Raw genomic sequence first — 23703 nt, 5'->3', positions numbered from 1 at the left:
CACAGGACCCAGCGAGACTCGCGAGCTGTGGATCGTTCGGGAACCGTTCGCGACCGTTCGCAGCGGATGGGTAGGCCGGGGGGCTCGGGCTGCTCAGACAACGGCTACCGTCGCTGCTCCCAATCGGCCCGGAGCAGTTCGTACTCGACCTCGCCATGCTCGGATCCCGGGATCTTCTCGGGCCAGTCCCCGGTGAAGCTCCGGAGGAATGACAGGCCCGCCTTCTCCATCACGCGCCGGGAGCCGGTGTTCACGGCCATCGTGTTCGCGGTGACCCGCTCCACCCCGAGGTCGGTGAAACCTTTGTCGATCAGGGCGCGTGATCCCTGCGTGGCATACCCCTTGCCCCAGGCGGCCTTGTTCAGCCGGTAGCCGAGCTCGACGACAGCGGGGCTGCGGTCGTCGAGGGGGCGGAACTCGAACCAGCCCAGGAAGGTGCCGGTGCTCTTCTCGTCAGCGGCCCAGAATCCACGGTTGGCCATGCATGGATAGTCGTGCAGAAGCCTCGGCAGGGTGTGCGTCCGGATCGCCTCGCGGCTCACCGGCCGGCCGCCGTTGATGAAGCGCATGACGTCAGGGTCGTTGTCCAGGGCGAAAAGGCGGTCGGCGTCGGCGTCGGTGTCGGCGAACGGGCGCAGCACCAGGTGTTCGGTTTCCAGGAAGACAGGCATGCCGCGATCATCACCAACGGTGGCTGTGCTCGCCACCGGATATTGCGGGCAAGCCGACGCTGGGGGAGGCGTTCCACGGGGAACGGCGCCATTCGAAGTCCAGGCCGCAATCACGAGCACCCCGGCCCGACCCGATCCGTCATCGTTCTCCTGCCGTCAGGGCGATGGGTGACGCATGACGTTCGGACGGTCGTCAGGCACAGGCAGCGTGGCAACGATTTCGTCACCGGAGACAGCTGCCGTCGGCTGGAAACCGACGGAGGCGTACAGCCGTGCGGCCACGGTGTTGTCCGGGTGGTACGACAGCCGGAATTCACGGCAGTCCTCCCGTTGCGCCAGCCAGTCCATGAGGGTGCGCACCGCCGCTCTGCCGAGGCCTTTGCCCTGCTCGGTGCCGTCGATCACCATGCCCCCGAGCCAGTACGAGCCGTCTTCGTCACGGCCCCACATGATGTGCCCCACCACGGTGTCGTCGGCGCAGACCGCCAGCGAATGCCAGACACCTTCCCGGGAAGACAGGAGCAGGTAGCGAGCCGCCAACGCGGGCACGTATCGGCGCTGGTCGTCCAGGGGAGCGATGTCCGCGACAGCGCGCCAGTTCTCGTCGTTCACATCGTGCAGGGCGACACGGCGTCCCGCTCGGTCAGACAGCCCAAAGGTGATCATGGAGGCCAGGCTACGAACCACACCGATGATCCGCGAACCATTTGGTGCCGGTGCACATCATGGCTCGTCCTCCTTGTCGGAGGGGGCGACAAGGAGGACGATGGTAAACGGAGGCGGAACGTCCGCATGGATCGGACGTGACTGCCGTACAGCTGTCGGAGCCGTAGGCAACACGACTCTCCTGGCCCAGCACGCCTTTGCGCGGCTGCGGGGCTCCGGTACCTGGACAGTCCGGCCGGACTTGGAGGGCTGCGGACCCGGAGGGCTGTAGTACGCCGGGCCGGTCAACGAGCGGAGGACTCGATGTCCGTCACTGTCGTCATCATCATCGTCGCCGTCGTGCTGGTGCTCATCGCGTGCGCGGTGGCAGCGCGCATGGTCACGGCGCGTCGCCGCAGGCTGCAAGAGCGTTTCGGCCCGGAGTACGAGCGCACCGTAGAGGCGCAGGACAGCCGTAGGGCCGGTGAGCAGGAGCTGCGTGAGCGCGAGGAGCGTCACGACGCGCTGAACATCAAGCCGCTGCCGGCGCCTGCCCGCGAACGCTACTCCCAGGACTGGGCTCGTGTGCAGGAGCAGTTCGTCGACCAGCCCGACGGCGCCGTCCACGACGCCGACCGGCTCGTGACGTCGCTCATGGCCGAGCGCGGTTACCCGACTGAAGGGTATGAGCAGCAGCTCAAGGACCTGTCGGTCGAGCACGGGGAGACCCTGGAGCACTACCGCGCCGCCCATGAAGTCAACGAACGCAGTAGCCGCCATCAGGCCACCACGGAGGAGCTGCGCGGCGCGATGGTGCACTATCGCGCGCTGTTCGAGGAACTGCTTTACAACGGAGACCAGCCAGGCAGGGGCGCGGCATGAGCTCGCGCACGGTGCCAGGTGGGCGCCGGGTTTCGACCCGGACCGGGTTTCGGCCCGGCGGACACCGGTGAGGACGCGGGACCGACGGCGGGACCGCGAGACATACGGATGGACGTGCAGAGATGAGCAACACGGAGATACCCCGACCCGATGACGGTGGCGCTCTGTCCACGGAGGACCTGGCCGGTACCGGACGGCAGGGGAGCGAGAGCGAGGCGACAGGGTCCGCTGACAACCCACCGGCGTACCCCGGAGAGGCCACGGCCGACCGGGACGACCGCCGGGATGATGCCGGGCAGCCATCCGACGTCGGACGCGGGGACTCGGAGCTGTCCGGGGAGGACGAACCACTGCTGGGCGCGGACCAGGAGGAGTTCCGTGCCAGGTGGCAGCAGATCCAGAGCCAGTTCGTCGACGACCCCAAGGATTCCGTCAACGCGGCCGACCAGTTGGTCGCCGAGACGATGCAGGCACTCGCCACCACCTTCTCGGCACACAAGCGCGACCTGGAAAACCAGTGGCACAGCGGTGAGGAGGTGCCAACCGAGGATCTCCGCGTCGCACTTCAGCAGTACCGGTCGTTCTTCAACCGTCTGCTGAGCACGTGACCGCAGCGCGTGCCGGGCGTCAGGAGGATCGCCCACCCGTCTGCCTTGTCCCACAGTCCTCACGCCTGTGGTGAGGGCGAACGCGGCGCCATTTCGGGTGTGCCTCCCGCGCCCGGCGCGGATGCCCCGATGCTGCTGAGTCGCGTGGCGATGGAGCCCGTTCCGCTGGGGCGGGGTGTCGCTGTTTCACCCATTCGGTCTGCCTCTTGACGCGTGTGCACGGCAGGGCTCCTAGCGTCGAAGCGACCCTCTCGGGGATCGTGAGGAGGCTCGTATGGATCGTCGTGCTGCCGCAGCCTGCATAGTGCTGGCTTTCGCTTCCTGTGCCCCATTGTGCGGGACCGCCTACGCGCAGAGAGATCTCGACTGCATTGACTTCCACTTCCAGGAGGAAGCGCAAGCTGTCTTCGACAGGGACCGCAGCGATCCCAACCGGCTGGACGAGGACCAGGGCCCCGACGACGGAATCGCCTGTGAAGCACTGCCCAGGAGGGGCACTGCCGTGACCACGCCTACGCCTGTGAGCCCGAGCGCGATACCTCAGCGCGGCGTCCAGGGCGGGATGGGGAGTACGTCAGGGACCGGCCCCGAGAAGCTTGAGATCGGCGCAGGCGTGGCCTTGGTGACTGCGGCCGCCGGTATCGGTTACACCGTTGTCAGGCGACGGCGCCATGTCTGAGTGAGCCTTGTCGGCGGCGTGTGCCGGGGGGGTACGGGATGGCGAGCCACGCAGTCCTGCCGACGCGCTTCTGCCGTCCTCAGCCGGACGGTGCAATGACCTCGTCGGCTGCCTGAACCCGTCAACGGCTCTGCTTTCGCCGTGACAGTGCGTCGGTTGCCGGGACGGCCCGCACCACGTGCTCGGCTCTCACCGTTGCGAACCGATCCTTCGGATCGGTGACGCCTGCGGTGGGTGAGCGGAAGCTCGTGGCCGGGCGCGTCGCAAGAGGGTGCCCGGCTGAGGGTCAGCGGCCGAAGGTGAGGCGTGGTGCCGCGTTGCGAGCCAGCGTGTGGACCTGGTCGGGCCACCAGGTGCCCGCGGGCGGGTCGACGACGCCGTACTCGGGGTCGATCGTGCCGCCGGTGTTCCGTGTGCAGCTGCCGTCGGACTCGCCGGGGATCTTGATCCACAGGTAGGCGTCGACGAGGGGGACGCCGGTGTTGGCGGTGGGGCGCGGGCCGAGCCCACGGCCGGGGGCGTTGCACCAGGGCTCCGGGTCTCCGCTGTACTTGCCCGGCTCCGGGGCCCAGGCGCCCAGGCCGTTGCGGCCGGTGTCGATGACGAAGTGGCGCAGCTTGTCGGCGGGCGGGGTGCCCACGTTCTGGTCGAACCAGGCGTCGGTCCACCGCCAGGTGGTGGGGTCGGTGGAGGAGACGGAGTTGCCGGGGACGCCGTCGTTGGGGGCGGCGGAGGAGTAGTACTGGCCGGCGCACCAGTCGGTGTGGCCGCGTGCCTGCTCGGGTCCCTCGGTGGCGAACCACATGCACTTCGCCGTCCAGGCGCCGTACCGGGCGTTGTGGTCGGTGGGGTGGTAGTTGGAGACGTTCAGCGCGAAGCCGTCACCGTCGCGGACCCCGGCGTCCAGCAGCCGCTGCGCCATCTCGCCGACAGAACGCCACTGGACGTTCCCCGCGTCCAGGTAGACCGCGGTGCGCGGCTTGGCCTTCAGGGTCCTGACGGCGTATCGGAGGTCGGCGATCCGGGCGGCCGTGCGTTCACCGGTCGGGTCCACGGTGGGCCCGCATTCCCGGGGGAGGAGGGCCGTGCCGTCGGGTTCCACGACGACCACCGCTTTGCTGTCACCGAGGGCGGCGGCGAAGGCGTCGATCCACTGCCGGTAGGCGGCCGAGGATGCGGCGCCGCCGCTGGAGTACTGTGCGCAGTCCCGGCCCGGGATGTTGTAGGCGACCAGGACGGGGGTCCGGTTGACCGCCCGGGCGCGGCGAACGAGCCCGCTCACCTTCGAGCGCACCTCGGCGGGTGTGCCCTCGGTGAACCACTGGGCCTGCGGCCAGCCGGCGAGCTTGGCCATGTTCAGGGCGTTCTCGGTGTCGCCGTTGCGGAAGTCCACGAAGGCCTGCTTCGCGGCCTTGCTGTGCGGGTCCACGTAGAACTTCGTGGCCGGGGTGATCACCTCCCGCGTGGGCGTGGCCTGCGCGTGTGTCGCGGTGAGAGCGGCGCAGACGGTGAGGGCCGCGGCGAGGGCGGCCGCGCGGCGCCGTGGGCTGCGTGGAGTCATGGCTGCTTCCTGGTCGGTGAGCGGGGCGGGGAGCGCCTGGTGTCCCGGCGGACTGCCGATCCGCCCGGGCGGGTGGCGGGAGTCCGGGTCAGTAGCCGTAGATCATCTTGTAGGCGACCTCGGGGAGGTACTGTCCGGCCGTGGAGCCGGCTCCGACGCCGCAGTTGCCGTCCGACTCGCCGGGGGTTTTGATCCACAGCAGCATTTCGGCGCCTCCGCCCGTCCGGGTGGGTGTGCCGATGCGGCGGCCCGAGGGGTTGCACCACTGTCCGTTGGAGCCGTTGCCGTTGCGGCTGGTGTCCACGACGAACGGCTTGGTGTAGCCGTAGCGGGCGCTGAGTTCGCTGTTGACGGCGTTGCCGTAGGCGGTGTTCTCGGCGGTGGTGAAGTAGTTGGAGACGTTGAGCGAGAAGCCGTGGGCCTGACGCAGTCCGGCTTCGTGGAGGCGCCGGGCCATGGTCGCCGCGTCTATCCAGTGCGCGTTGCCGGCGTCCAGATAGACCCAGGTGTTGGGGGCCTGGCGGTGGAACTCGGCGAGGGCGCCGGTGATCATGCCTTCGCGTTCGTCGACCTGCGCCTGTGTCAGGCAGCCGTAGTCCGCGAGGGAGTCCGGTTCGAGGACGACGACGGCCGGACGGGCTGCGATGCCGCCGGCGAACTGGGCGATCCAGGTGGCGTAGGCGGACGGCGAGGAGGCTCCGCCGGCGGAGTGCCCACCGCAGGAGTCGCGGTTGTAGATGTTGTAGGCGACGAGGACGGGCAGCTTGTCCCGGGAGTCCGCCGCTCCGACGTAGGCACCCGTGGCGGTGCCGATGGAGCCGCTCCAGGAGCCGAACCAGCGGGCCATCGGCGTGTTGGCGATGGAGGCGCTGATCGCGGCGGCCCGGCCGTCGCCGGGGTTGGCGGCCACCCATCTCTTCGGGCTGGAGTCGGGGTCCACGTAGAACCCGCTGGTCATGGTGGTCGGGTCGGCCGCGTGGGCGGACGGTGCGGCGGCGAATGCCAGCGGCAGAGCTGAGAGAGCCACGGCCATGGCGCGGAGTCTGCGCATGAGCGAACCTCGTTCTCCTGACGGGGATGCGGCACGCTCGCGTCCCGAGCATGCGGCCTGGGGGAGTGCGGTGACACGGTCATTGGGAGCGCTCCCACTGGGAGCGCTCCCAACAGTGCGGGAAAACCGTTGGGGTTGTGGTCGGTATGGTGTGACGAGGTAGTTGAGCTGTCAAGGGTCAACACGCAGACGCGTGCCTCGACTTGTGCGTATGCTCGGGCGAGCAGCCAACTGGAAGCGCTCCCAAACCGGCCGGCTCTCGCGGGTCGTTGCTGGTCCCCCGCCCGTCCACCCATGGGTGGCAGTGGCGTGGGCCGGGCTGAGAGGCTGCCCATCCGGGTCGAGGGGGGAAGGGCTCGTCGTTCATGGCAGAAAGCACCCCCCGCCGGCAGCCGACGCTCGACGAGGTGGCCGAGCGCGCCGGAGTCTCCCGCTCGGTGGCCTCCCGGGCCCTCAACCGCGCTCCGCACGTCAGCCGCGCCAAGCGGGAGGCGGTCGAACGGGCCGTACGACAGCTCGGATATGTCCCCAATCCGACCGCCCGCGCTCTGGCCACGCGACAGACCGGAGCCGCCGCCCTGGTGATCTCGGGAGAGGATCCGTCGATCTTCGCCGACCCGTTCTTCGCCCAGGTGATCGTGGGGGCGTCGGCCGCCCTGGAGGAGGCCGACCTGCATCTGATGCTGTGTCTGGCCGCTTCCGACCGGGGCCGCAAGCGGGTCGAGGAGCTCCTTCGGTCCAAGGGCGCGGACGGGGTCATGCTCATGGCGCTGCGCGAGGACGATCCGCTCTCCCGTATCGCCGACGAGGCGCAGATGCCCGTCGTGTTCGGTGGACGCCCGGTCGGCCCGGCTCCCCGGTGGTACGTGGACGTCGACAACGTCGGCGGAGCGCGCGAGGCGACCGAGTACCTGCTCGCGCGCGGCCGCAGACGCGTGGCCGCGATCTGCGGGCGTCTGGACACCGAGGCCGGGCGTGCCCGGTACTGCGGCTACCGGGACGCCATGCTGGGTGCCGGCCTCGAACCGCTGCCTCCGTGGGAGGGTGACTTCACCGAGTCCAGCGGAGCCGCAGCCATGGCTGGCCTGCTGGTCTGCCGTCCCGGTGTGGACGGGGTGTTCGCCGCCAACGACAACATGGCGGCGGGCGTGCTGCGCACGTTGCGGGAGGCCGGCCGAAGGGTCCCCGCGGACGTCGCCGTGGTGGGCTTCGACGATCTGGCGATCGCCCGGATCACCGATCCGCCGCTCACCACCGTCCATCAGCCCATAGAGGCCTTGGGGCGGGAGACGGCGCGCATGCTCGTCGCGCTCGTCAACAGGCAGGACCCCACGCCGCTCATCCTTCCGACCCGCTTGGTTGTACGCTCCAGCGCCTGACGGCTCGATCGGGCCTCATGGCCACCGATTCGGCGCTGTGTCAGTGGGTGTGCCGTGCAGAGGCACGTTCGAGATTTGGGTCTCCCTTTCGGAGCGCTGTATTTCTCCGTGATGCGGGGGAGGGGCCGGTCAAATCCCTCCCCGTGCGTGCCCGGGAGAGAAAAAAAGCCTCATTCGCTGTCTGACGTGCACCTCGGTCATCGAAACATTTCGGAGCTACACCCGAATCATGCGAGACGTATTGACGGGAGCCCTCCGCCTCGTATGATCCAGGGTGCTCGATGAGTCGACCGATGTTCGTCATACCGAACGTCGCGGATGTCAATCCACCGGCCCAGGCGCGCCGCGCCCTCGCAGTGAGGTCGACAGATGGTCATGTCATGCGCCGATCAACCGGCGGCCCGTGTGACCACCGCAATGTTCGACGGGCTGGTCCTGCGGACAGCGACGGTCGCCGGCGACATGTCTCGGCGGCGCGGTCCGCGTCCTGCGGTTCGAGCTGTCGACGCCCTGATCCCGTCCCTCCGGCCGTACCGAACAACCCCCCGCACAACCGCAGAGGAGAGCCATGAACAACCCACTGAAACGGCTCGGCCGTCGCCGAGCCTCGGTCTTATCCCTGCTGGCCGTCGCCGCCCTGGTGACGCCCGGGGCCGCGACGGCCGCACCCAACGCCGTCCAGGCCTCCACACTCGGAGCGCAAGCCGCCCAGTCAGGGCGCTACTTCGGAGCGGCGGTAGCGGCCGGAAGGCTCGGCGACGGCACGTACACCTCCATCCTGGACCGCGAGTTCACCTCGGTCACCCCTGAGAACGAGATAAAGTGGGACACCACCGAGCGGTCCCGTGGCTCGTTCAACTTCGGCCCCGGCGACCAGATCGTCAACCGCGCGGCGGCCCACGGCCAGCGCGTGCGCGGCCACACCCTGGTGTGGCACTCCCAGCTGCCCGGCTGGGTCAGCTCCATCACGGACGCGAATACCCTGCGCAGCGTGATGAACAACCACATCACCACCGTGGCGAACCACTACAAGGGCCGTATCCACTCCTGGGACGTGGTCAACGAGGCGTTCGCGGACGGCGGCAGTGGCCAGCACCGCTCCTCGGTGTTCCAGAACCTGCTGGGCAACGGCTTCATCGAGCAGGCCTTCCGCACCGCGCGCTCGGCGGACCCCGCGGCCAAGCTCTGCTACAACGACTACAACATCGAGGACTGGAACGCCGCCAAGACCCAGGGCGTCTACCGCATGGTCCGCGACTTCAAGGCGCGGGGTGTGCCCATCGACTGCGTCGGCTTCCAGTCCCACTTCGGCACCGGCGGCCCGCCGTCGACCTTCCAGACCACGCTGGCCAGCTTCGCCGCCCTCGGCGTCGACGTCCAGCTCACCGAACTGGACATCGCGCAGGCCGCACCGACGGCTTACGCGAACACGGTGCGGTCCTGCATGAACGTCGCGCGCTGCACCGGTATCACCGTCTGGGGGATCCGTGACAGCGACTCCTGGCGCGCGGGTGAGAACCCGCTGCTCTTCGACCGCAACGGCAACAAGAAGCCGGCCTACCCGGCCGTACTGACCGCTCTGGGCGGCAGGGCGGCGGCACCCGTCACCGCACCGGCGCCCGTCACCGCACCGGCGCCGCGATCCGCCGCCGCGCTCCCCTCGTCCTTCCGCTGGAGTTCGACCGGACCGCTGATCACCCCCAAGCCGGACGCCACCCACAACATCGCCGGGATCAAGGACCCGTCGGTCGTCCACTACAACGGCAAGTACCACGTCTTCGCCAGTACGGCGAGCGCCGCCGGGTACAACCTGGTGTACCTGAGCTTCTCCGACTGGTCGCAGGCCGGCTCGGCCACCCACCACTACCTGGACCGCACCGCCATCGGCACCGGGTACCGGGCCGCACCCCAGGTCTTCTACAACGCGCCGCAACGTCTGTGGTATCTCGTCTACCAGACCGGCAACGCGTCGTACTCCACCAACCCCGACATCAGCAACCCCAACGGGTGGAGCGCACCCCGCAACTTCTACTCGTCGATGCCGGACATCATCCGTAGGAACATCGGCAACGGTTACTGGGTCGACATGTGGGTGATCTGCGACAGCGCCAACTGCTACCTGTTCTCCTCCGACGACAACGGGCACCTGTACCGTTCGCAGACCACCGTCGGCCAGTTCCCGAACGGCTTCACGAACACCGTCATCGCCGCCCAGGACTCCAGGAACGCGCTGTTCGAAGCGAGCAACGTGTACAAGGTGCAGGGCACCAACCAGTATCTGCTCCTCGTCGAGGCCATCGGATCCGACGGGCGGCGCTACTTCCGCTCCTGGACCGCCGGTAACCTCGCCGGCTCCTGGACGCCGCTCGCCGCGTCCGAGAGCAACCCCTTCGCCCGGGCGAACAACGTCACCTTCCCCGCGGGCGCCTGGAGCCGGGACATCAGTCACGGCGAGATGATCCGCGCGGGCTACGACCAGACGCTGACGATCCCCTCCTGCCGGCTTCAGTACCTGTACCAGGGACTGAACCCCAATGCGGGCGGCGACTACAACAGCCTGCCGTGGCGGCTGGGCCTGCTCACCCAGACCAACTCGACCTGCTGACCAACCGACTACATGGGCCCCGCCGTTCGTGCGGGGCCCACCCCCTCGGCCCCGGGGAACGAAGCCGGGCGTTGTTTCCCGCGTGCGCCTTCCAGCCACAAGATCCACGCGCTACGTTCCCGGCTCCCCCCCACGGAAGGAGCCGTGCTGTGGCCCCGACAAGACGCGTCATCAGCATCTCTGTACTCGCCCTGTCCCTGGTGGTACCCGTGGCATCCGGTACGGCGCAGGCATCCCCGGCTGCGAGCCACGCCCACCCCGCCTCCAGTACAGTCACCAGCGGGCGGGTGCTGGTGGTGCCGGGCACGGTCAATGCTCGGGACCTCGGTGGCTACCGCACGTACGACGGAAAGACCACTCGCCGGGGCGTGCTGTACCGCGCGGAGACCCTGTCGAAGCTGCCGCCCGAGGGCGTGGGCGCGCTCGCTCGCCTGCGGCTGGGCAGCGTGATCGACTTGCGTACCGGACCCGAAGTGCAGGCCGATGGAGCCGACCGGCTGCCGGCCGACGTGACCCCCATCGCCCAGCCGGTCGACGACACGTCGCTGTTCGCGTTCATCGGCATGGTGGTGCGCAGCAAGGACCCCGACTACCAGCACCAGCAGCTCGGGGGAGGAAAGGCCGAGGCGCGGATGGAAGCGCTGTACCGCGCCTTCGTCACCAACCCGGCCAACCGGGCTGCGCTCGGGGCAGCGATCCGTACGGTGGCGAACGCGAACCAACCTGTGATGTTCCACTGCTCGGCCGGGAAGGACCGCACGGGAGTCCTCGCGGACACGATTCTGCGTGCGGTCGGTGTGCCGGCCTCTGTGTCCGAGGGTGACTACCTCCTGAGCAACGAACTCCGTGCGGCATCGGACGCTGCGCTGAAGAGTCAGATCAAGGCCGCGGGCCTCATGCGGGACCCGGCCCTGCTCGATCCACTGCTTCAGGTGCGCAGCAGCTACCTGGGAGCATTCAGAGCGCAGGCGGTGGCCGACTACGGAAGCTTCGGTGACTTCCTCACCCAAGGGCTCGGTCTCGACACGCTCACCTTGTTCAAGCTGCGCCTCCGCATCGTCGGCTGACCCGTGCAGGACGGCTCCAGCCGGAGTGGCTCGGGGGCACCCCGGCTGGATCCGCCGTCATTACCGAACGACGGTGTCCCTAGACCCCGGGAATCTGCCGGGCCTTGAACGCCGCGCGTACCGCATCCGCCGCGCTCGTCCCGTACATGCGCTGCGCGGTCGCGATCGTCGTCAGGGCCGCGTCCTGGAAGCTCGTGTCCGCGCGGAAGCCGAACTGCGCGTTCACGACGACCCGGTCCGCGGTCCGGGCACCGAGGGCCTTGCGGATGTCGAACAGCGCCCGGGACCAGATCTCACCGTCCGCGTGCACCTCCCCGACCCGGTCGGCGTACACCTTCTGCCCGTCGATGCGGCGCAGGCAGTGCGGAGCCGCGCTGTAGGCGACCGAGTCCCAGTCGGCGACGCAGGCCAGGTCGGTCTTGAGCGGCCAGTTGTACTTGGCGTCGGCGTACGCGCCGACGGTGACGGCCAGATAGTCGCCGAACGCCTCACCGACCGCACCGGCCTCCGGTGACGTGCCGAAGCCGGGGACCTGCGCGTTGTGCACCGCGTGCCCGTACTCGTGGACGATGACCTCGGCGTCCTCGGCGTCGTCCACCCCGCCCTTGCCGAAGCGGATCTCGGCCTTCTTGTCCGTGAAGAAGGAGTTGTCCGCACCCCACTGGTTGATCCGGACGGGCTGCGCGCGGTCGTTGGCGCCGGGCAGTTCACTGCCGAAGCCCAGGCTCTGCAGGTACTCCTGGGCCTCGTTGACCCAGAAGTACGCCATGACCTGTTCGAACTGGTCGTCATTGCGGCTGTACGCCCCCACGTCCGCGAGCCGCGCCGAGGCCCCGGTGTCCGAACGTACGGTCACCCACCTGCCCGAGAGTGAGCCACTGCCGTCCAGGTTGCGCAGCGCGGCCACGGCGTACGCGGAAGCGGGCACGGCGGCGTTGCCGTCCTTGCCGTCGGTGAGCGATTGGTCACCGGAGGACTGGACGGGGTTGACCATGAACAGGCGGGCTTGCGGCAGCGCGCTGCCGACAGGGGTGCTGGTCCCCGCGGGCAGGGCGGAGACCGGGGCGGCCAGGGTGAGGAGCGCCACGGTGGCAGCGGCCGCGGCGACGAGGCCACGGGATGTGCGGCGAGCCATACGGATCCTCCTGTGAGGCAGGGGCGGGGAGGTGGCATGCGGGGTGCGGCGGCGATCCTCGCGTACGCGGCCCCCCTTTGACCAGGCCCAGGACGAGATTGCCGGGGAGGCCCCCGAAGGGACGCTGCCGGAAAGACCGGCCGTTGAACCTGGCCCGTCGGTGTGTGCCCGGCCGGGCCCAGGGCCTCCCGGTGGCGTGATCACTCGTTGTTTCAGCCCGGTTGGCCCTGCCCGTCCGCCTCAAGGTTGGCGCGGAGCGTGGCCAGGGTGGCGGCGAGGCGTTTCAGGTCGGCAGCGGGAACCGTGGCGGTCAGTGAGGCGAGTGCGTTCTCCACCAGCGGCCGGGAGGTCGCCAGCACCTTCTCGCCCTCGGGCGTGAGGCGCAGCACGGAGGAGCGGCGGTCCTGCGGGTGCGCGACACGCGCGCACCACCCCGCGGCCACCAGTCGGTCGACCGCCTTGCTGACCGCCCCCACGGTGATGGCCAGCTCGCCCACGATGTCGAGTACGCGGCACCCATCCACTCGTTCGATGATCTGCGGGAACTCGAACTGGCCCAGCGCCAGGCCGCATTGGGCGCGCGACCGGGCGCCGACCGCGTTGTACAGCCGGGTCTCCACGCGGACGAGATCGAGGAAGACCGGGGTGACGTGACTGAGCGGCAGACCGGGGACGGCTGCTGTACCTCCACGGAGGCGGCTATGCCATCGGCTCACCGGACACCCACACCGGCCCGGCCGGTGAACTCGCCGCCCGCGCCGGACTTCGGGCCACCTCGGTGGACTACCGGCTGGCTCCCGAGCACCCCTTCCCCGCAGCGGTCGACGACGGGCTCGCCGCCTACCGTGAACTCCTGACGACCGGGACCGACCCCCGGGACCTCGTCGTCGCCGGTGACTCGGCCGGCGGGGGCCCTTCCGCACCCGGTCCACTCGCCCACCGCTCCGTAGATCGCCTCGCGCAGCAGGTCGGCGTGGCCGTTGTGACGCGCGTACTCCTCGGTCATGTGGGTGAGCACCTAGCGGAGGGAGATGGTGCGCGGAAGTCGACCATGTCGTCGAGGGAAGAGAAAGGCGAAGCCACGATGCGGGCGGGGGCGCACTCCTCGCGCCATAGTCCGAACGCACGCCTCGCGACGATTGGCCCGGTGGCGCCCGCGTCCCGGCCGTGGCCCGAGGCGGTGCACCATGAAAGCGCGGATCTGCTCCGAGGCGGCCGGTCAACTGCCGCTGCCCGCCCGGTATGTGACCTATCCCGACCCTGAGGAACACTGCAGCCTGTACGTCCGTGACAGCAACCTCGTGGTCCGTGTGGCCCTCGGCGGCGACAAACACCCCGCGTCGACCTGCAAGGCGGAGGCCAAGAAGATCGCCCGCGCCGCGATCGCGGCCATGCCTCGCTGAGGTGGGTGACGGCAGGGGGGGTCCGCGCGAAGCGCATGAGACGCCGTAGCGGGGGCAGCGTGCATGGCGCGCGTGCCCCGAGAGCCGCCGAAGAAACTCATAGTTTATGTGCTTGTAGGAGCGATGTAAGGGCATCCGGTGGCCAGGAGGTTGATAACAATGGTTCCCCTGCTTCTGGTTCTTCTGCTGGCTCTGGTTCTCTTCGGTGCGGGTTTCGCGCTGAAGGCGCTGTGGTGGATCGCGGTGATCGTGCTGGCCGTTTGGCTGCTGGGCTTTGTCGTCCGGGCCGCGGACAGCAGCGGCCGTCGGGGTCGCTGGTACCGCTGGTAGGCGGGTGTTCCTCGGTGTGAGGAGCACTGCTGGTGACGTAGGTTGACGTGGGGCCCGGCCGGGAACGGCCGGGCCCCACGTCGTGCGAGCGGCCGCATTCCGCTCCGACCGGTGGGGACGGATGGGGCGTGTCGGATCTGATGCAGGGTACGTGTACAGCGCACCGGCCCCGCGGAGACCGCAGTGGGACCTGCGCCTCCAGCTCTGCGGGGCCGGTGCGCCGACGACTCGTCAGAACGGCGCCCCTCAGCGCCGGGAGTCGGCGCGGAATTCGCTGGAGGACATTCCGGTGGCCGTGCGGAAGGCGCGGGAGAAGGCGTCGGGCTGCGGATAGCCCCAGCGGGCGGCGAGGGTGTCGATCGTGAGGTGCCGCAGGGCCGGGTCGGCGAAGTCTTGGCGGCAGCGGTCCATAGAGCCGGGTGAACCAGGGCGCGGATCCCCCAGCACGCCCCGCATGGGGTTTGTGCCGCCGCCCTCGGCGAAGTCACCGCCGAGGTCCACGGTGAGACCACGCTGGACCTGAAGCCGGAGATGGGCAACAAACTGACCGTGTCCGTACCCGCGCGCCAGTACGGGTGGGTCACGCTCTCGGAGCTGGCGACCAAGGCCACCGGCACCTGGACGTTCGACACCCAGGGCTTCCCGTGGGACGCCGAGGACACCATCACCGTACCGTTGAAGTACGACCCCAACGGCGGCGCGAGCATCTACAGCGCACGCACCAGGACGACGTTCACCAGCTGCGCGGGAACCGCGTAGCATCCGGCGGCTCGACGGCAGCGACACCCGGCAGCGCTCTGGATGCCGGTGTCGCTGCTGTCGGGCGTCTCCCGGACGACGGCGCAGCGTTCACCGCACCCGCCTGCCGTCCGCTGAGCGGCAGGGCATGCTCATGTAGAGCGCCTGCTCGCCCTCGAAGGCGGTGCCGTCGTAGAGCGAGGTGTCCAGACCGCAAAAAGTGAAGCCCATCTTCCGGTAGGCGCGGATCGCGGGGGCGTTGACGCTGGTGACCTCCAGCCAGATGTGTCCGGCGTCCCGCTCGCGGGCGTACTCCACCGCCATCCCCATCAGCGCCCGGCCGACGCCCCGGCCCCGGTGCGCCGGAGCCACCTCGATGTCCTCGATGACGAGCCGACGATTCCAGGGCGCGTACGAGACGCTGACGAACCCGGCCAGGGCGCCGGCGGTCGCGAGAGCGACAAAAGTGCGGGAGTCCTGGTCGTCCTCGCCGTCCTCCTCACCGCCGTCCGGCTCGTCCTCGGGGAACACTTTGGTCAGGGGCGGGTCCACCGGCACCTCGCGCAGGGTGAAGCCGTCTTCGGTGAGGCTTACCCGGAAGACCGTGTCGGTGGTGAAGGAGCCGTCCAGGGCAGAGATGGCTTCGCTGTCCTCGGGGACGGCGGCGCGGAAGTGGTACACCATGGCGTCAACTGTGGTCATGGCACGACGTTACGTCGATCCGGGGCGACTGTGCCGGTGTGATGTCTCCGGGGCCGTCCGGGCTCTCGGCGGCGGCGGACGGCGGCCGCCCCGTCGAGCGCCCGGCCCGGCGTCCGCTCTCTGCCCGGCGTGCGCTTGCGGTCCGGCGCTCAGCCCCGCAGTGCCCTGGACAGTCGCACCGAAGTCAGCGTCGTCTTGATGCCGCTGTCCACCAGTCGGCCGTGCGCGTCGAAGGCCTCGGGGCCGTCCGTCATGCCGAAGTCGTTGTCGTTGATGAGTGCGAGGGTGTCCGGGCCGGTCAGGGCGATGCCCTCGATCTTGCCGGGGACGCCCGGGACCTTGCCGAAGTCGGCCACCAGCGTCTTGCGCAGAAACGGCGTTCCGGTCGGAGTGGAGTCGTCCAGTTGCTCGTACGAGGGGGAGGTCGCCGGGTTGTCCCAGGTGCTGTCGAGGATGCCGGGGCCGTGCGGGAGCCGCACGCGGTGGACACGGGAAGTCTTGTCCGTGCGCTCCTGCACCAGAAGCGTGTCGCGGCCGATGGCCACGAGGGAGGAGACCTTCAGCTCGGAGGTGTCGTGCTGGCCGGGGTCGACGACGTCCACCGGGTCGAAGCGGTAGGCGTACTCCGCTGTCACCGCGCGCTGCCTCGGGGAGAACCGCAGCAGGCGTATGTTGCGGGAGGCGTTGCCCGTGCCCGCGTCCGGTAGGGACAGGGGACTCTGCATGGCCAGGACCAGGTCGCCGCCGGGGAGTTGGGCCAGGCCCTCGAAGCCCCGGTTGGTCTTGCGCTTGAGGAGGATGGCGGGCAGTGACTCCACGACGGGGTAGTCGGCGCCCTTGAGCCCGAGGCCCTTGGGGACGTACCGCGTGAGGATTCTTCCGCATGCCGACATGTGTACGAGTGAGGGCCCGTACTCGTCGACGAGCCAGAAGGTGCCGTCGGCCGCGCGCACGATCCCCTCGGTGTCCAGGCCGTTCGGGTCGTAACCGAGCGGGGTTCTCGCGTCGTACGTGTACGGCGCCTCGTCCCGCGAGGCCTGGTTGGGGAGTCCGGTGACGGGCTTGCCGGAGCGGGTGGTGAGCGGGATCGCCTGGAGTACCCGGACGTGGGAGCCGGACACGCGGATGCGGACGATCGCGGGGTCGAAGCCGGGGACCGGGAAGGTGCGGCGCTTGGTGCCGGCCACCTTGATCTGACCGTTGGGCCCGCGGTCGGTCACCGTCCAGAACTCCCCTCTGCGACCGGCGGGGTAGATGTCGCTGCCGATGCCGCCGAGGTCGATGCCGCGGTCGTCCGCGACCGAGCCGGGCAGCAGGCGGTTGCTGAACGAGCCGAGCGGAATGTTCCCGAGGGTGGCGGTTGTCACGACGCGCGCACCCCCGGGCGCGCGGCCGTCCGCCGGAGCGGACGCGCCCGTGGCGGTCCCGGCCACGGTGACGGTCGCGAGCAGGGCGAGCGGTACGCCCGCGGCGAGTGAGCGGCGTGCGGTGCGCTGGGTGCGCGCGAGGGATGACATCGGGCCTCCTGGCCGGCGGGGCATGTGACTGCGGCCAAGCTGGTCGTTCGTGGCGAACGCGATGAGTCCGTGGGGTGAATGCCGTCCGACGCACGTCCGACGCCCTGCCGACCCCCTGGGTGGGTCTCGCGTCGGGGGAGGGGGCTCGGACCGTGGCGCCCGAGCCGCGTAAGGGCATGCTGTCCGTATATTCCTTGACACGAATATTTGTAATCAGGAATACTCGTAGCCATGGACGTACTCCTCGCCGCACTGGCCGATCCGGCTCGTTGGCGGCTCGTCAACCTGCTGGCCGAGCGGCCCCGTTCGGTCGGCGTGCTCGCCCAGCTGGCCGAGGCGCGCCAGCCACAGACGACCAAGCACCTGCAGACCCTTGAGCGTGCCGGAATCGTGACCTCCCAGCGCATCGGCCAGCGCCGCGTCTACGCGCTCCGGCCCGGCCCCTTGCGTGAACTGGCGGTCGCGCTCCGCCGTATCGCCGACACCGCGGAGCAGGCCGACGGCCCGCACGCGACGTACGACCGCTACGAGCGGGGCCTCCACGCGGAACGGTTCGCCGCGCAGGAGCCGGGGTGGGCCGACGACCGCTCGTTCACGTTCCACCGTTCGCTCGCGGGGCGCCCTCAGTCGCTCTGGCGCCACCTGACTGAGGCCGCCCTGCTCGCACACTGGTGGACTCCCGATGACCTCCGCGTCTCCGAGCTCGTCTTCGAGGCACAGCCCGGCGGAAGGATCGTCCAGGAGTACCGCGACGCCGAAGACGCCGACGGCTCTGACTCGGTGGTCGGCCGCGCGGAGGGAGTCGTCGACGAGGTACGCCCCGGTGAGCGCCTCGCCTACCGGCTCTCCCCCCTCCTTCCAGACGGCCGCCGCGCCTTCACCGCTCACGTGGACATGAGCCTGGCGCCCACCGAAACCGGCTCGGATCTCGACGTCCGCTGGCGCATCACCGACAGCACGATCGACTCCGCGGACTTCGTCGCCGGCATCGAGATCGGCTTCGGCCAGAGCCTCGACAAGCTCGCGACGATGCTCGCCGCGGGTTCGCACGACACCGATTGCACCGACACGGGAGCATGAAAATGACCGAGCACACCGGCGGCCGCAGAGTCGTCACCAACCTGGCCCTCTCCCTCGACGGCCACTACGCCGCGCCGGACAACCCGTTGGACATGAGCTGGGTGATGCCGTACGCAGTCTCAGACGTCGCCCGGGACCACCTGACAAGCCTGTGGGAGCCGGCCACGACGGCCCTGCTCGGGCGGGTCAACGCCGAGGGGTTCCTCGGCTTCTGGCCCACCGTCATCGATAGCGAGGGCGCCGACCCGCGCGACGTGGGCTTCGCGCGGTGGCTCGTCGAGACCGACAAGGTGGTTCTTTCCTCGACCCTCGACGAGGCGCCGTGGGAACGGACCACGATCGTCGACGGGTCGGCCGCGAAGCTCGTCGGGGAGCTGAAAGCAACCGAAGGCGGCGACATTCTCGTGCTCTCCAGCGCGAGCGTCATCAAGGCGCTGCTGGCGGCCGACAGGGTCGACCGGCTGGCACTTACGATCTTCCCCGTCTTCCTCGGCGGCGGGCCCCGCCTCTTCGACGACGGTCTGCCCGCAGCGCAGTGGACACTCGTCAGCCAGGCTGCGGGCGAGCACGGCACTCTGGCCCTCGTCTACGACCGGGTCCGCTGAACAACGGACCACGTCTGCCGGCGAGAATCCCGCTCGGAAGCCAGAGATCCGCTACGCGATCCGTTCATTCACAGAGCGGGGTCGGGGTTGCGTGGTGGGGGCTGGGGACTGGGGTTGGAGCCTGGGGCGTGTTGCCGTCGAGGAGAAAAGCGCGGTTCGACCGGAGCCAGGTGCGCTCGGCCCTCATCTCGGCAACATCGCCCCGGGTGAGGAACGTCGCCCACGGTTCCTGCCCCAGGCTGCCCAGCCGTTGAATGCGTGCCGTCTCGCGGGCCTGGAGGGCGTCCAGCGCGTCCAGGACGACCTCCGGGGGTGCCCCGTAGGCGGCGCACAGGGCGTCGAGACGGCTGCGCAGCGTATCGTCCCCGGTGATCCTTTCCCTTTGCTGATGTGCAACGGGGCGCAGGGGTACGGCGTACCAGGCGAGTTGAGCGAGGTCGTCGAGGGCGTGACCGGGGGCGGCGAAGTCCCAGTCGATGAAGCCGACCAGGCGGTCACCGTTCCAGATGGAGTTCCACGGACCGAGGTCGCCGTGCCGGATGATCATGCCGGGCCGCCACGCCTCCTCCTGCCCGCGCCAGCGCGCGTCGGCGGGGGGACGGAAGTCGCGGACCGCTGCGTGGTACTCGCGCAGCCAGCGTCCCAGTTCCTGGATGCCTTCGGTCGACCGCAGAGCGGCGGGCCACGGGCTGAACGCCGGTTCGCCGTGCAGCAGTGATACGACCTCGTCGGCACCCTCGGTGCCCAGGGCCCGCGGGGCCCGGCTGAAGCCCGCCGCCTCCAGGTGGGCCAACAGGGCGTGGACGGCCGGTGTCCACTCGCCGGCGGGCCGCCGGATCGTCTCGCCGACGCGCCGCACGGTCGTCACACTGCCCCGGTCGGTGGCGCCGTCCTCGATCATCGGGTCAGCTTAAATGCCCACGATAGGAGGTGCGGCCCGGACCAGCGGTTGTCGACCGTCGTCGACGCCAGTCATGGGTCCGGGCGGGGCGGGACCGACTTACGAGGTGGTCGGCCGGCCGTGGGTACGGGAGCCGAACGGTCCCTGGTACGGGCTCGCCGCCGTGACCCTCACCGCTCCGTGGCCCTCACCGGCCGGCAGGCCCGGCAGGTACGTATCGTCCGCAAACGCGGCTGCCGAAGGCCTTCCCCCGGGCACCGAGTGCGGCGACTCCACTTCCTCGTCATCCCGGGAGCGTTACGCTGTGCGAGGCCAGGGGGAGGACGACGGTGGAGAGCGGCGAAGTGCTCAATGGTCGCTACGAGTTGGTACGGCGTCTTGACAGCCGCGGCCTCGAAGTCTGGGCAGGACGCGACCTGAGCCGTGGGCAGGACGTAGCCATCAAACTGCTGCGCCGCCGCCGGGGGAGCCGAGCGCGCACCGATCTGGCCGCCCGGTTCAAGGACGAGGCCGCTCGGCTGGCGGCCGTGGACGAGTCCCACATTGCCCCGCTGTACGACTACGGGCACGACACCACGAGTGACGGGCCTGTCGAGTACGTGGTGTCGGACCTCGTGCACGGGCGAACCCTGGCCGAGGAGACCAAGGACGCGCTGCCGACCCTGCCGCAGGCGCTGTCGTTCACTGTGCAGATCCTTCTTGCGCTCCGTGCCGCGCACAGCAGAAATGTTGTCCACCGCGACCTCAATCCGGCCAACATCATGATCGAGGATTCCGGCAACGTGAAGGTGCTGGACTTCGGAGTCGCCCTGCTCGATGACGCCCGGGCCGAGGCAGACGTTGATGCTGATGTTCCCCTCTCCGCGGCCCTTGAGCGGGAGGCTTCGCATGCCCACGACCGCAGTGTCGACGTGTATGCGCTCGGCTGTGTGATGTACGAGATGCTGACAGGCGCGGCGCCGTTCGGTCAGGAGGGCGAGCGGGGCGGGCGCTCGCGGAGCGCGATACACGACGAGCCCGCACCGCCCAGCAAGTTCCGGCCCACGGTTCCGGCCGAAGTGGACAAGCTGGTGCTGCGCCTGCTGGCCAAGGACCCCAAGGACCGGCCGGGGAGTGCTGAGGCGGTCCTCGACCTGCTTCGCAGGTTCACGCCGAAAACTCTCCCCGGCCCGGGGTTCAGTCCCGGTGTGGTGGAAGGGGGGCCCGACTTCGCCGTCCTCAAGAACGCGTTGAGGCAAGCCGCCTCGGACGCATACCAGTCGGCGCGCGCCGAGATGCTCCACACGGCGAAGAACCGCGAGGCCGATCCAGTGTCGGGCACCGGGGTCACGCTTGTGCAGGCGAAGCACAGCATGGCGCCCCCGCCTCCACCCCCTGGACCTTATGACGCGGACGAGGACGCGGCCCCGGCCGCCGCGACCCTCGACGAAGCTCTCGCCCGTCTGTTTCTACGGCTGGGGCCGCCGCCTGAGACGGCTGAGAGGGAGATTCAACCAGTGGGGTCCGACGGCGGAGGGGCGCAGGGATGACAACGGGACCGGCCGGCAGCCTCCCGGCGCCCCAGGAAGACCCCCTCATCACCGCGGGGCTGGGGATCGCAGCCAAGTGGGGCGAGGTCCTTGGCGCGGAGAAGCTCGACATCGCGCTGAAGGCCATGGAGCCCCAGCTGAAGCGTGAACACCAGCTGCGAATAAAGCAGTTGGACAATCAGCGGTATCGCGCCGAGCAGGAGGCGGCAAGCCTCGAAGCCGAACGCGAACGAGCAGCTGCTCTGGTGAAGGCAGAGGGGGAGCGGGCCGCGCGGGAAGCGGAGAAGCGCCGCAACCATGTGTTCCGCATGAGCGGCCTGATCACTGGGGCGGTGCTTGCGCTGTCACTCCTGGGCGCCGGAGTGGCGGTGGCGCCGTCCCAGCCCTGGCTTGCCGCGGGCCTGTGTGGTCCGAGCCTCCTGGCCGTCCTCAAGATCGTGGTACTGCGCCGCAGCGATACGGGTGATGTGAAGGCGGCGGAACGAATGGTCCGGCAGGCGGCCGCGTCTCCCACGCCACCTCTGGGTCCCTAGCGCGTCCCTTGTAGGGCGACACGCCGGGCCTGACGGCCGCACTGGCCAGCACCTCGACCCCCTCGACCCCCTCGACAAGAGAGGCAGAGGTGCGGTCGGCCGTTCGCGTTCGGCGGGGCTGCGCGTTGGCTCATGGGGCCGGGCGCCGGCCGAGGCGTCATGGCAGTGCCGCACCGGTTCGGCGACCGGTGCGGCACTGCGTCGTTCACGGGTCAGGCCTTGACGTTGACCCCGGCCCAGGCGGCGTCCACGGCCTTGGCCTCGGCGCTGTTCGCGCCATAGAGGTCGGTGGCCGCCTTCAAGGTGCCCTGACGAGCGCCGTGGTAGTCGGTGGTGGAGGTGAAGTACGTGGTCAGAGCCTTGTACCAGATCTGTACCGCCTTGTCGCGGCCGATGCCCGTGACCGTGGAGCCGTCCACGGTCGGGCTGTCGTAGTGCACGCCGTTGATGTCCTTCGCGCCGCTGCCCTCGGAGAGCAGGTAGAAGAAGTGGTTGGCGACGCCGGAGGAGTGGTGAACGTCGAGATCGCCGACGTTCGAGCTCCAGTAGTCGGCAGAACCGCGGCCGTCCTTGCTCGGCTTGTCCTGGTAGCGCAGCGGCTTGCCGTTGCCGAAGATGTCGATCTTCTCGCCGAGCAGGTAGTCACCCTTGTCCTGGGCGTTGTTCGCGTTCCACTCCACCGCGGTGCCGAAGATGTCCGAGGTGGCCTCGTTCAGGCCGCCGGACTCACCGGAGTACTGCAGGTTCGCGGTGGCGGAGGTGACGCCGTGGCTGAACTCGTGCCCGGCCACGTCGAGCTGGGTCAGCGGGTGCTGGTTGCTCGCGCCGTCGCCGTAGGTGATGGTGAAGGAGTCGTCGTCCCAGAAGGCGTTCTGGTAGGCGCTGCCGTAGTGGACGCGGGAGACGGGGGCCCGCCCGTCGTTCTTGATGCCGTTGCGGTGCAGGACGTTCTTGTAGAAGTCCCAGGTCTGGGCGGCGCCGTAGGCGGCGTCCACGGCGGCTGTCTGGTTGTTGGCGGGGCTGCCGGTGCCCCACTTGTTGTCCGCGTCGGTGAAGACGCTGCCCTTGCCGCTCGTACGGTGCTTGAGGTCGACGGTGCTGGAACCGCCGCGCACGCTGTCGACGAGTGAGTAACCCGTGGACGACTTGGTGGTGTTCAGGTTGACGGTGCCGCTGTACTGGCTGGCGCCGGTGCCGACGGCGCCGACCTGCGAGCCGCCCGGCGTGGCCGCCCGGACGCCGCCCTTGGCGGTGATGCCGCCGGATATGTCGTGGATCAGCTGGATCTCGTACAGCTTCTTGCCGGTGTCGGCGTCGGTGATGACACGCAGGCTGCTCGGCGTTACACCGTCGTGCTGAGTGCCGGTGACTACGGTCTCATAGGCGAGAACGGGCTTGCCGCCGACGGCCCAGACGACCTTGCGGGGGGAATCACCGCCGGTGGCGCCCGTGGTCTTCGCGGCCTTGGCCGCCTTGATCGCGGCGGACGTGGCGGCAGTCGGGGTCAGCTTCGGTGTGAGCGAGGCGAGCTTGATGGGGGCCTTGACGGCCTTGGTGACGTCCTTGACCGCGCCGTCCGCGGCGCGGTGGACGATGAGGTCGCCGCCGAGGACCGGAAGTCCCGCGTAGGTGCGCTCGTAGCGGGTGTGGACCGTGCCGTCGGCATCCTTGATGACGTCCTTGACGACCAACCCCTCCTGGGCTCCTAGGCCGAGCTCCTGGGCGGTGGCCGCGACCGAGGTGGCGCCGGAGTGTTCCGCCGCCGCACCCGCTGATGCGGTGGTGGCACCGGCCGCGAGCAGGGCGCCGGTGAGGACGGCGGCGCCGGAGGTGAGGGCGAGACGGCGCGCCCGGCTGCTGGTGGGGGAGGAAGACATGTGTTTTCTCCAGAGAGTCATGGGGAGTGGGGCGGTTTTGCCGCCCACCCGTCCACCAAGGGGGACTGGGACTGCCTTGATGGGGAGGGACACTCTCAGCCCGTCGCGCATATGTCACGGGCCATAAAAGGGGGTTCGGCAGCTCATGCCGGATTTGCGGCCTGCCGCTTCATGGGAAGGACAAGGCCCTGATACGCGCCGACAC

The 23703-nt window shown here is 69.5% G+C and carries 23 protein-coding genes and 2 pseudogenes; 13 read left to right on the top strand and 12 right to left on the bottom strand.

The features are described 5' to 3' along the window. Nucleotides 1-104: 104 nt before the first annotated feature. On the bottom strand, nt 105-671 hold the full coding sequence (locus tag ACZ4MU_RS18980) for a GNAT family N-acetyltransferase (protein WP_467877966.1): 567 nt from the start codon (nt 669-671) through the stop codon (nt 105-107). Nucleotides 672-827: 156 nt separating this feature from the next. Further along, complete coding sequence (locus ACZ4MU_RS18975) at nt 828-1337, bottom strand: GNAT family N-acetyltransferase (protein ID WP_467877624.1); 510 nt, start codon at nt 1335-1337, stop codon at nt 828-830. Between the two features lie 303 nt (nt 1338-1640). On the opposite strand from ACZ4MU_RS18975, the gene ACZ4MU_RS18970 reads away from it, so the two are divergent. Together ACZ4MU_RS18970 and ACZ4MU_RS18965 are read left to right on the top strand one after the other, a co-directional pair. Continuing rightward, a complete protein-coding gene (locus ACZ4MU_RS18970) occupies nt 1641-2198 on the top strand; it encodes a hypothetical protein (RefSeq protein WP_467877621.1) in 558 nt (185 codons plus the stop codon). A gap of 122 nt (nt 2199-2320) precedes the next feature. After that, entirely contained in the window at nt 2321-2806 is a 486-nt protein-coding gene (locus ACZ4MU_RS18965) for a hypothetical protein (RefSeq protein ID WP_467877619.1), read from the top strand. A 965-nt stretch (nt 2807-3771) separates the two neighbouring features. Here the strand turns inward: ACZ4MU_RS18965 and ACZ4MU_RS18960 are convergent. Continuing rightward, complete coding sequence (locus ACZ4MU_RS18960) at nt 3772-5046, bottom strand: glycoside hydrolase family 6 protein (protein ID WP_467877616.1); 1275 nt, start codon at nt 5044-5046, stop codon at nt 3772-3774. Between the two features lie 88 nt (nt 5047-5134). Next, on the bottom strand, nt 5135-6079 hold the full coding sequence (locus ACZ4MU_RS18955) for a glycoside hydrolase family 6 protein (RefSeq protein WP_467877614.1): 945 nt from the start codon (nt 6077-6079) through the stop codon (nt 5135-5137). Nucleotides 6080-6462: 383 nt separating this feature from the next. Here ACZ4MU_RS18955 and ACZ4MU_RS18950 point away from each other — a divergent pair, with 383 nt between their 5' ends. From ACZ4MU_RS18950 to ACZ4MU_RS18940, 3 genes are all read left to right on the top strand, one after another. Next, nucleotides 6463-7476, top strand: a complete 1014-nt coding sequence (locus ACZ4MU_RS18950) for a LacI family DNA-binding transcriptional regulator (RefSeq protein ID WP_467877611.1) — start codon at nt 6463-6465, stop codon at nt 7474-7476. A 568-nt stretch (nt 7477-8044) separates the two neighbouring features. Continuing rightward, a complete protein-coding gene (locus ACZ4MU_RS18945; protein ID WP_467877608.1) occupies nt 8045-10081 on the top strand; it encodes a glycoside hydrolase in 2037 nt (678 codons plus the stop codon). A gap of 287 nt (nt 10082-10368) precedes the next feature. Beyond that, nucleotides 10369-11148 (top strand): tyrosine-protein phosphatase, encoded by a 780-nt coding sequence (locus ACZ4MU_RS18940; protein WP_467877605.1) that lies wholly within the window; start codon nt 10369-10371, stop codon nt 11146-11148. A 79-nt stretch (nt 11149-11227) separates the two neighbouring features. Here ACZ4MU_RS18940 and ACZ4MU_RS18935 read toward each other — a convergent pair whose 3' ends face one another. Then, nucleotides 11228-12283, bottom strand: coding sequence for a M4 family metallopeptidase (locus tag ACZ4MU_RS18935; protein ID WP_467877603.1), 1056 nt, complete (start codon nt 12281-12283; stop codon nt 11228-11230). A gap of 212 nt (nt 12284-12495) precedes the next feature. Further along, on the bottom strand, nt 12496-12999 hold the full coding sequence (locus ACZ4MU_RS18930) for a MarR family winged helix-turn-helix transcriptional regulator (protein WP_467877600.1): 504 nt from the start codon (nt 12997-12999) through the stop codon (nt 12496-12498). Here ACZ4MU_RS18930 and ACZ4MU_RS18925 point away from each other — a divergent pair. Further along, nucleotides 12960-13142: pseudogene (locus ACZ4MU_RS18925) on the top strand (alpha/beta hydrolase fold domain-containing protein); the annotation flags it as partial. The gene ACZ4MU_RS18930 and the pseudogene ACZ4MU_RS18925 sit on opposite strands and share 40 nt — an antisense overlap. A 72-nt stretch (nt 13143-13214) precedes the next feature. Here ACZ4MU_RS18925 and ACZ4MU_RS18920 read toward each other — a convergent pair. Then, nucleotides 13215-13301, bottom strand: a pseudogene (locus ACZ4MU_RS18920) (mycothiol transferase); the annotation flags it as partial. 169 nt (nt 13302-13470) lie between these two features. Between ACZ4MU_RS18920 and ACZ4MU_RS18915 the strand changes: the two are divergent. Next, nucleotides 13471-13686, top strand: a complete 216-nt coding sequence (locus tag ACZ4MU_RS18915; RefSeq protein ID WP_467877597.1) for a hypothetical protein — start codon at nt 13471-13473, stop codon at nt 13684-13686. 159 nt (nt 13687-13845) lie between these two features. Further along, a complete protein-coding gene (locus ACZ4MU_RS18910) occupies nt 13846-14016 on the top strand; it encodes a hydrophobic protein (protein ID WP_344077859.1) in 171 nt (56 codons plus the stop codon). A 246-nt stretch (nt 14017-14262) separates the two neighbouring features. Here ACZ4MU_RS18910 and ACZ4MU_RS18905 read toward each other — a convergent pair whose 3' ends face one another. After that, on the bottom strand, nt 14263-14517 hold the full coding sequence (locus ACZ4MU_RS18905; protein WP_467877594.1) for a helix-turn-helix domain-containing protein: 255 nt from the start codon (nt 14515-14517) through the stop codon (nt 14263-14265). 48 nt (nt 14518-14565) lie between these two features. Here ACZ4MU_RS18905 and ACZ4MU_RS18900 point away from each other — a divergent pair, with 48 nt between their 5' ends. Next, nucleotides 14566-14775: a hypothetical protein gene (locus ACZ4MU_RS18900; RefSeq protein ID WP_467877591.1), complete on the top strand. Its 210-nt coding sequence runs from the start codon at nt 14566-14568 to the stop codon at nt 14773-14775. A gap of 90 nt (nt 14776-14865) precedes the next feature. On the opposite strand, the gene ACZ4MU_RS18895 is transcribed toward ACZ4MU_RS18900, so the two are convergent. Together ACZ4MU_RS18895 and ACZ4MU_RS18890 are read right to left on the bottom strand one after the other, a co-directional pair. After that, nucleotides 14866-15456 (bottom strand): GNAT family N-acetyltransferase, encoded by a 591-nt coding sequence (locus tag ACZ4MU_RS18895; RefSeq protein ID WP_467877588.1) that lies wholly within the window; start codon nt 15454-15456, stop codon nt 14866-14868. Between the two features lie 149 nt (nt 15457-15605). Continuing rightward, nucleotides 15606-16973, bottom strand: coding sequence for an esterase-like activity of phytase family protein (locus ACZ4MU_RS18890; RefSeq protein WP_467877585.1), 1368 nt, complete (start codon nt 16971-16973; stop codon nt 15606-15608). 231 nt (nt 16974-17204) lie between these two features. Here ACZ4MU_RS18890 and ACZ4MU_RS18885 point away from each other — a divergent pair, with 231 nt between their 5' ends. Further along, entirely contained in the window at nt 17205-18053 is an 849-nt protein-coding gene (locus ACZ4MU_RS18885; RefSeq protein ID WP_467877582.1) for a metalloregulator ArsR/SmtB family transcription factor, read from the top strand. A 2-nt stretch (nt 18054-18055) separates the two neighbouring features. Then, nucleotides 18056-18658, top strand: a complete 603-nt coding sequence (locus tag ACZ4MU_RS18880) for a dihydrofolate reductase family protein (protein ID WP_467877580.1) — start codon at nt 18056-18058, stop codon at nt 18656-18658. 64 nt (nt 18659-18722) lie between these two features. On the opposite strand, the gene ACZ4MU_RS18875 is transcribed toward ACZ4MU_RS18880, so the two are convergent. After that, nucleotides 18723-19559: a phosphotransferase gene (locus ACZ4MU_RS18875; RefSeq protein WP_467877577.1), complete on the bottom strand. Its 837-nt coding sequence runs from the start codon at nt 19557-19559 to the stop codon at nt 18723-18725. Nucleotides 19560-19888: 329 nt separating this feature from the next. On the opposite strand from ACZ4MU_RS18875, the gene ACZ4MU_RS18870 reads away from it, so the two are divergent. Next, nucleotides 19889-21088: a serine/threonine-protein kinase gene (locus ACZ4MU_RS18870; protein WP_467877574.1), complete on the top strand. Its 1200-nt coding sequence runs from the start codon at nt 19889-19891 to the stop codon at nt 21086-21088. Continuing rightward, nucleotides 21085-21621: a hypothetical protein gene (locus ACZ4MU_RS18865; RefSeq protein ID WP_467877571.1), complete on the top strand. Its 537-nt coding sequence runs from the start codon at nt 21085-21087 to the stop codon at nt 21619-21621. The genes ACZ4MU_RS18870 and ACZ4MU_RS18865 overlap by 4 nt, the downstream gene beginning before the upstream one ends. 212 nt (nt 21622-21833) lie before the next feature. Here ACZ4MU_RS18865 and ACZ4MU_RS18860 read toward each other — a convergent pair whose 3' ends face one another. After that, nucleotides 21834-23498 (bottom strand): M4 family metallopeptidase, encoded by a 1665-nt coding sequence (locus ACZ4MU_RS18860; protein WP_467877569.1) that lies wholly within the window; start codon nt 23496-23498, stop codon nt 21834-21836. Nucleotides 23499-23703: the final 205 nt, after the last annotated feature.

This window comes from Streptomyces sp. NPDC026377, from assembly GCF_055567715.1.
Note: the sequence above shows the minus strand (reverse complement) of the source record. Positions and strands in the feature narration are given on the sequence as shown.

What these genes read in the sequence shown, in the direction of transcription:
- ACZ4MU_RS18980 (WP_467877966.1), bottom strand. Translation starts at nt 671, where the DNA reads ATGCCTGTCTTCCTGGAAACCGAACACCTGGTGCTGCGCCCGTTCGCC.
- ACZ4MU_RS18975 (WP_467877624.1), bottom strand. Translation starts at nt 1,337, where the DNA reads ATGATCACCTTTGGGCTGTCTGACCGAGCGGGACGCCGTGTCGCCCTG.
- ACZ4MU_RS18970 (WP_467877621.1), top strand. Translation starts at nt 1,641, where the DNA reads ATGTCCGTCACTGTCGTCATCATCATCGTCGCCGTCGTGCTGGTGCTC.
- ACZ4MU_RS18965 (WP_467877619.1), top strand. Translation starts at nt 2,321, where the DNA reads ATGAGCAACACGGAGATACCCCGACCCGATGACGGTGGCGCTCTGTCC.
- ACZ4MU_RS18960 (WP_467877616.1), bottom strand. Translation starts at nt 5,046, where the DNA reads ATGACTCCACGCAGCCCACGGCGCCGCGCGGCCGCCCTCGCCGCGGCC.
- ACZ4MU_RS18955 (WP_467877614.1), bottom strand. Translation starts at nt 6,079, where the DNA reads ATGGCCGTGGCTCTCTCAGCTCTGCCGCTGGCATTCGCCGCCGCACCG.
- ACZ4MU_RS18950 (WP_467877611.1), top strand. Translation starts at nt 6,463, where the DNA reads ATGGCAGAAAGCACCCCCCGCCGGCAGCCGACGCTCGACGAGGTGGCC.
- ACZ4MU_RS18945 (WP_467877608.1), top strand. Translation starts at nt 8,045, where the DNA reads ATGAACAACCCACTGAAACGGCTCGGCCGTCGCCGAGCCTCGGTCTTA.
- ACZ4MU_RS18935 (WP_467877603.1), bottom strand. Translation starts at nt 12,283, where the DNA reads ATGGCTCGCCGCACATCCCGTGGCCTCGTCGCCGCGGCCGCTGCCACC.
- ACZ4MU_RS18915 (WP_467877597.1), top strand. Translation starts at nt 13,471, where the DNA reads ATGAAAGCGCGGATCTGCTCCGAGGCGGCCGGTCAACTGCCGCTGCCC.
- ACZ4MU_RS18910 (WP_344077859.1), top strand. Translation starts at nt 13,846, where the DNA reads ATGGTTCCCCTGCTTCTGGTTCTTCTGCTGGCTCTGGTTCTCTTCGGT.
- ACZ4MU_RS18895 (WP_467877588.1), bottom strand. Translation starts at nt 15,456, where the DNA reads ATGACCACAGTTGACGCCATGGTGTACCACTTCCGCGCCGCCGTCCCC.
- ACZ4MU_RS18890 (WP_467877585.1), bottom strand. Translation starts at nt 16,973, where the DNA reads ATGTCATCCCTCGCGCGCACCCAGCGCACCGCACGCCGCTCACTCGCC.
- ACZ4MU_RS18885 (WP_467877582.1), top strand. Translation starts at nt 17,205, where the DNA reads ATGGACGTACTCCTCGCCGCACTGGCCGATCCGGCTCGTTGGCGGCTC.
- ACZ4MU_RS18880 (WP_467877580.1), top strand. Translation starts at nt 18,056, where the DNA reads ATGACCGAGCACACCGGCGGCCGCAGAGTCGTCACCAACCTGGCCCTC.
- ACZ4MU_RS18875 (WP_467877577.1), bottom strand. Translation starts at nt 19,559, where the DNA reads ATGATCGAGGACGGCGCCACCGACCGGGGCAGTGTGACGACCGTGCGG.
- ACZ4MU_RS18865 (WP_467877571.1), top strand. Translation starts at nt 21,085, where the DNA reads ATGACAACGGGACCGGCCGGCAGCCTCCCGGCGCCCCAGGAAGACCCC.
- ACZ4MU_RS18860 (WP_467877569.1), bottom strand. Translation starts at nt 23,498, where the DNA reads ATGTCTTCCTCCCCCACCAGCAGCCGGGCGCGCCGTCTCGCCCTCACC.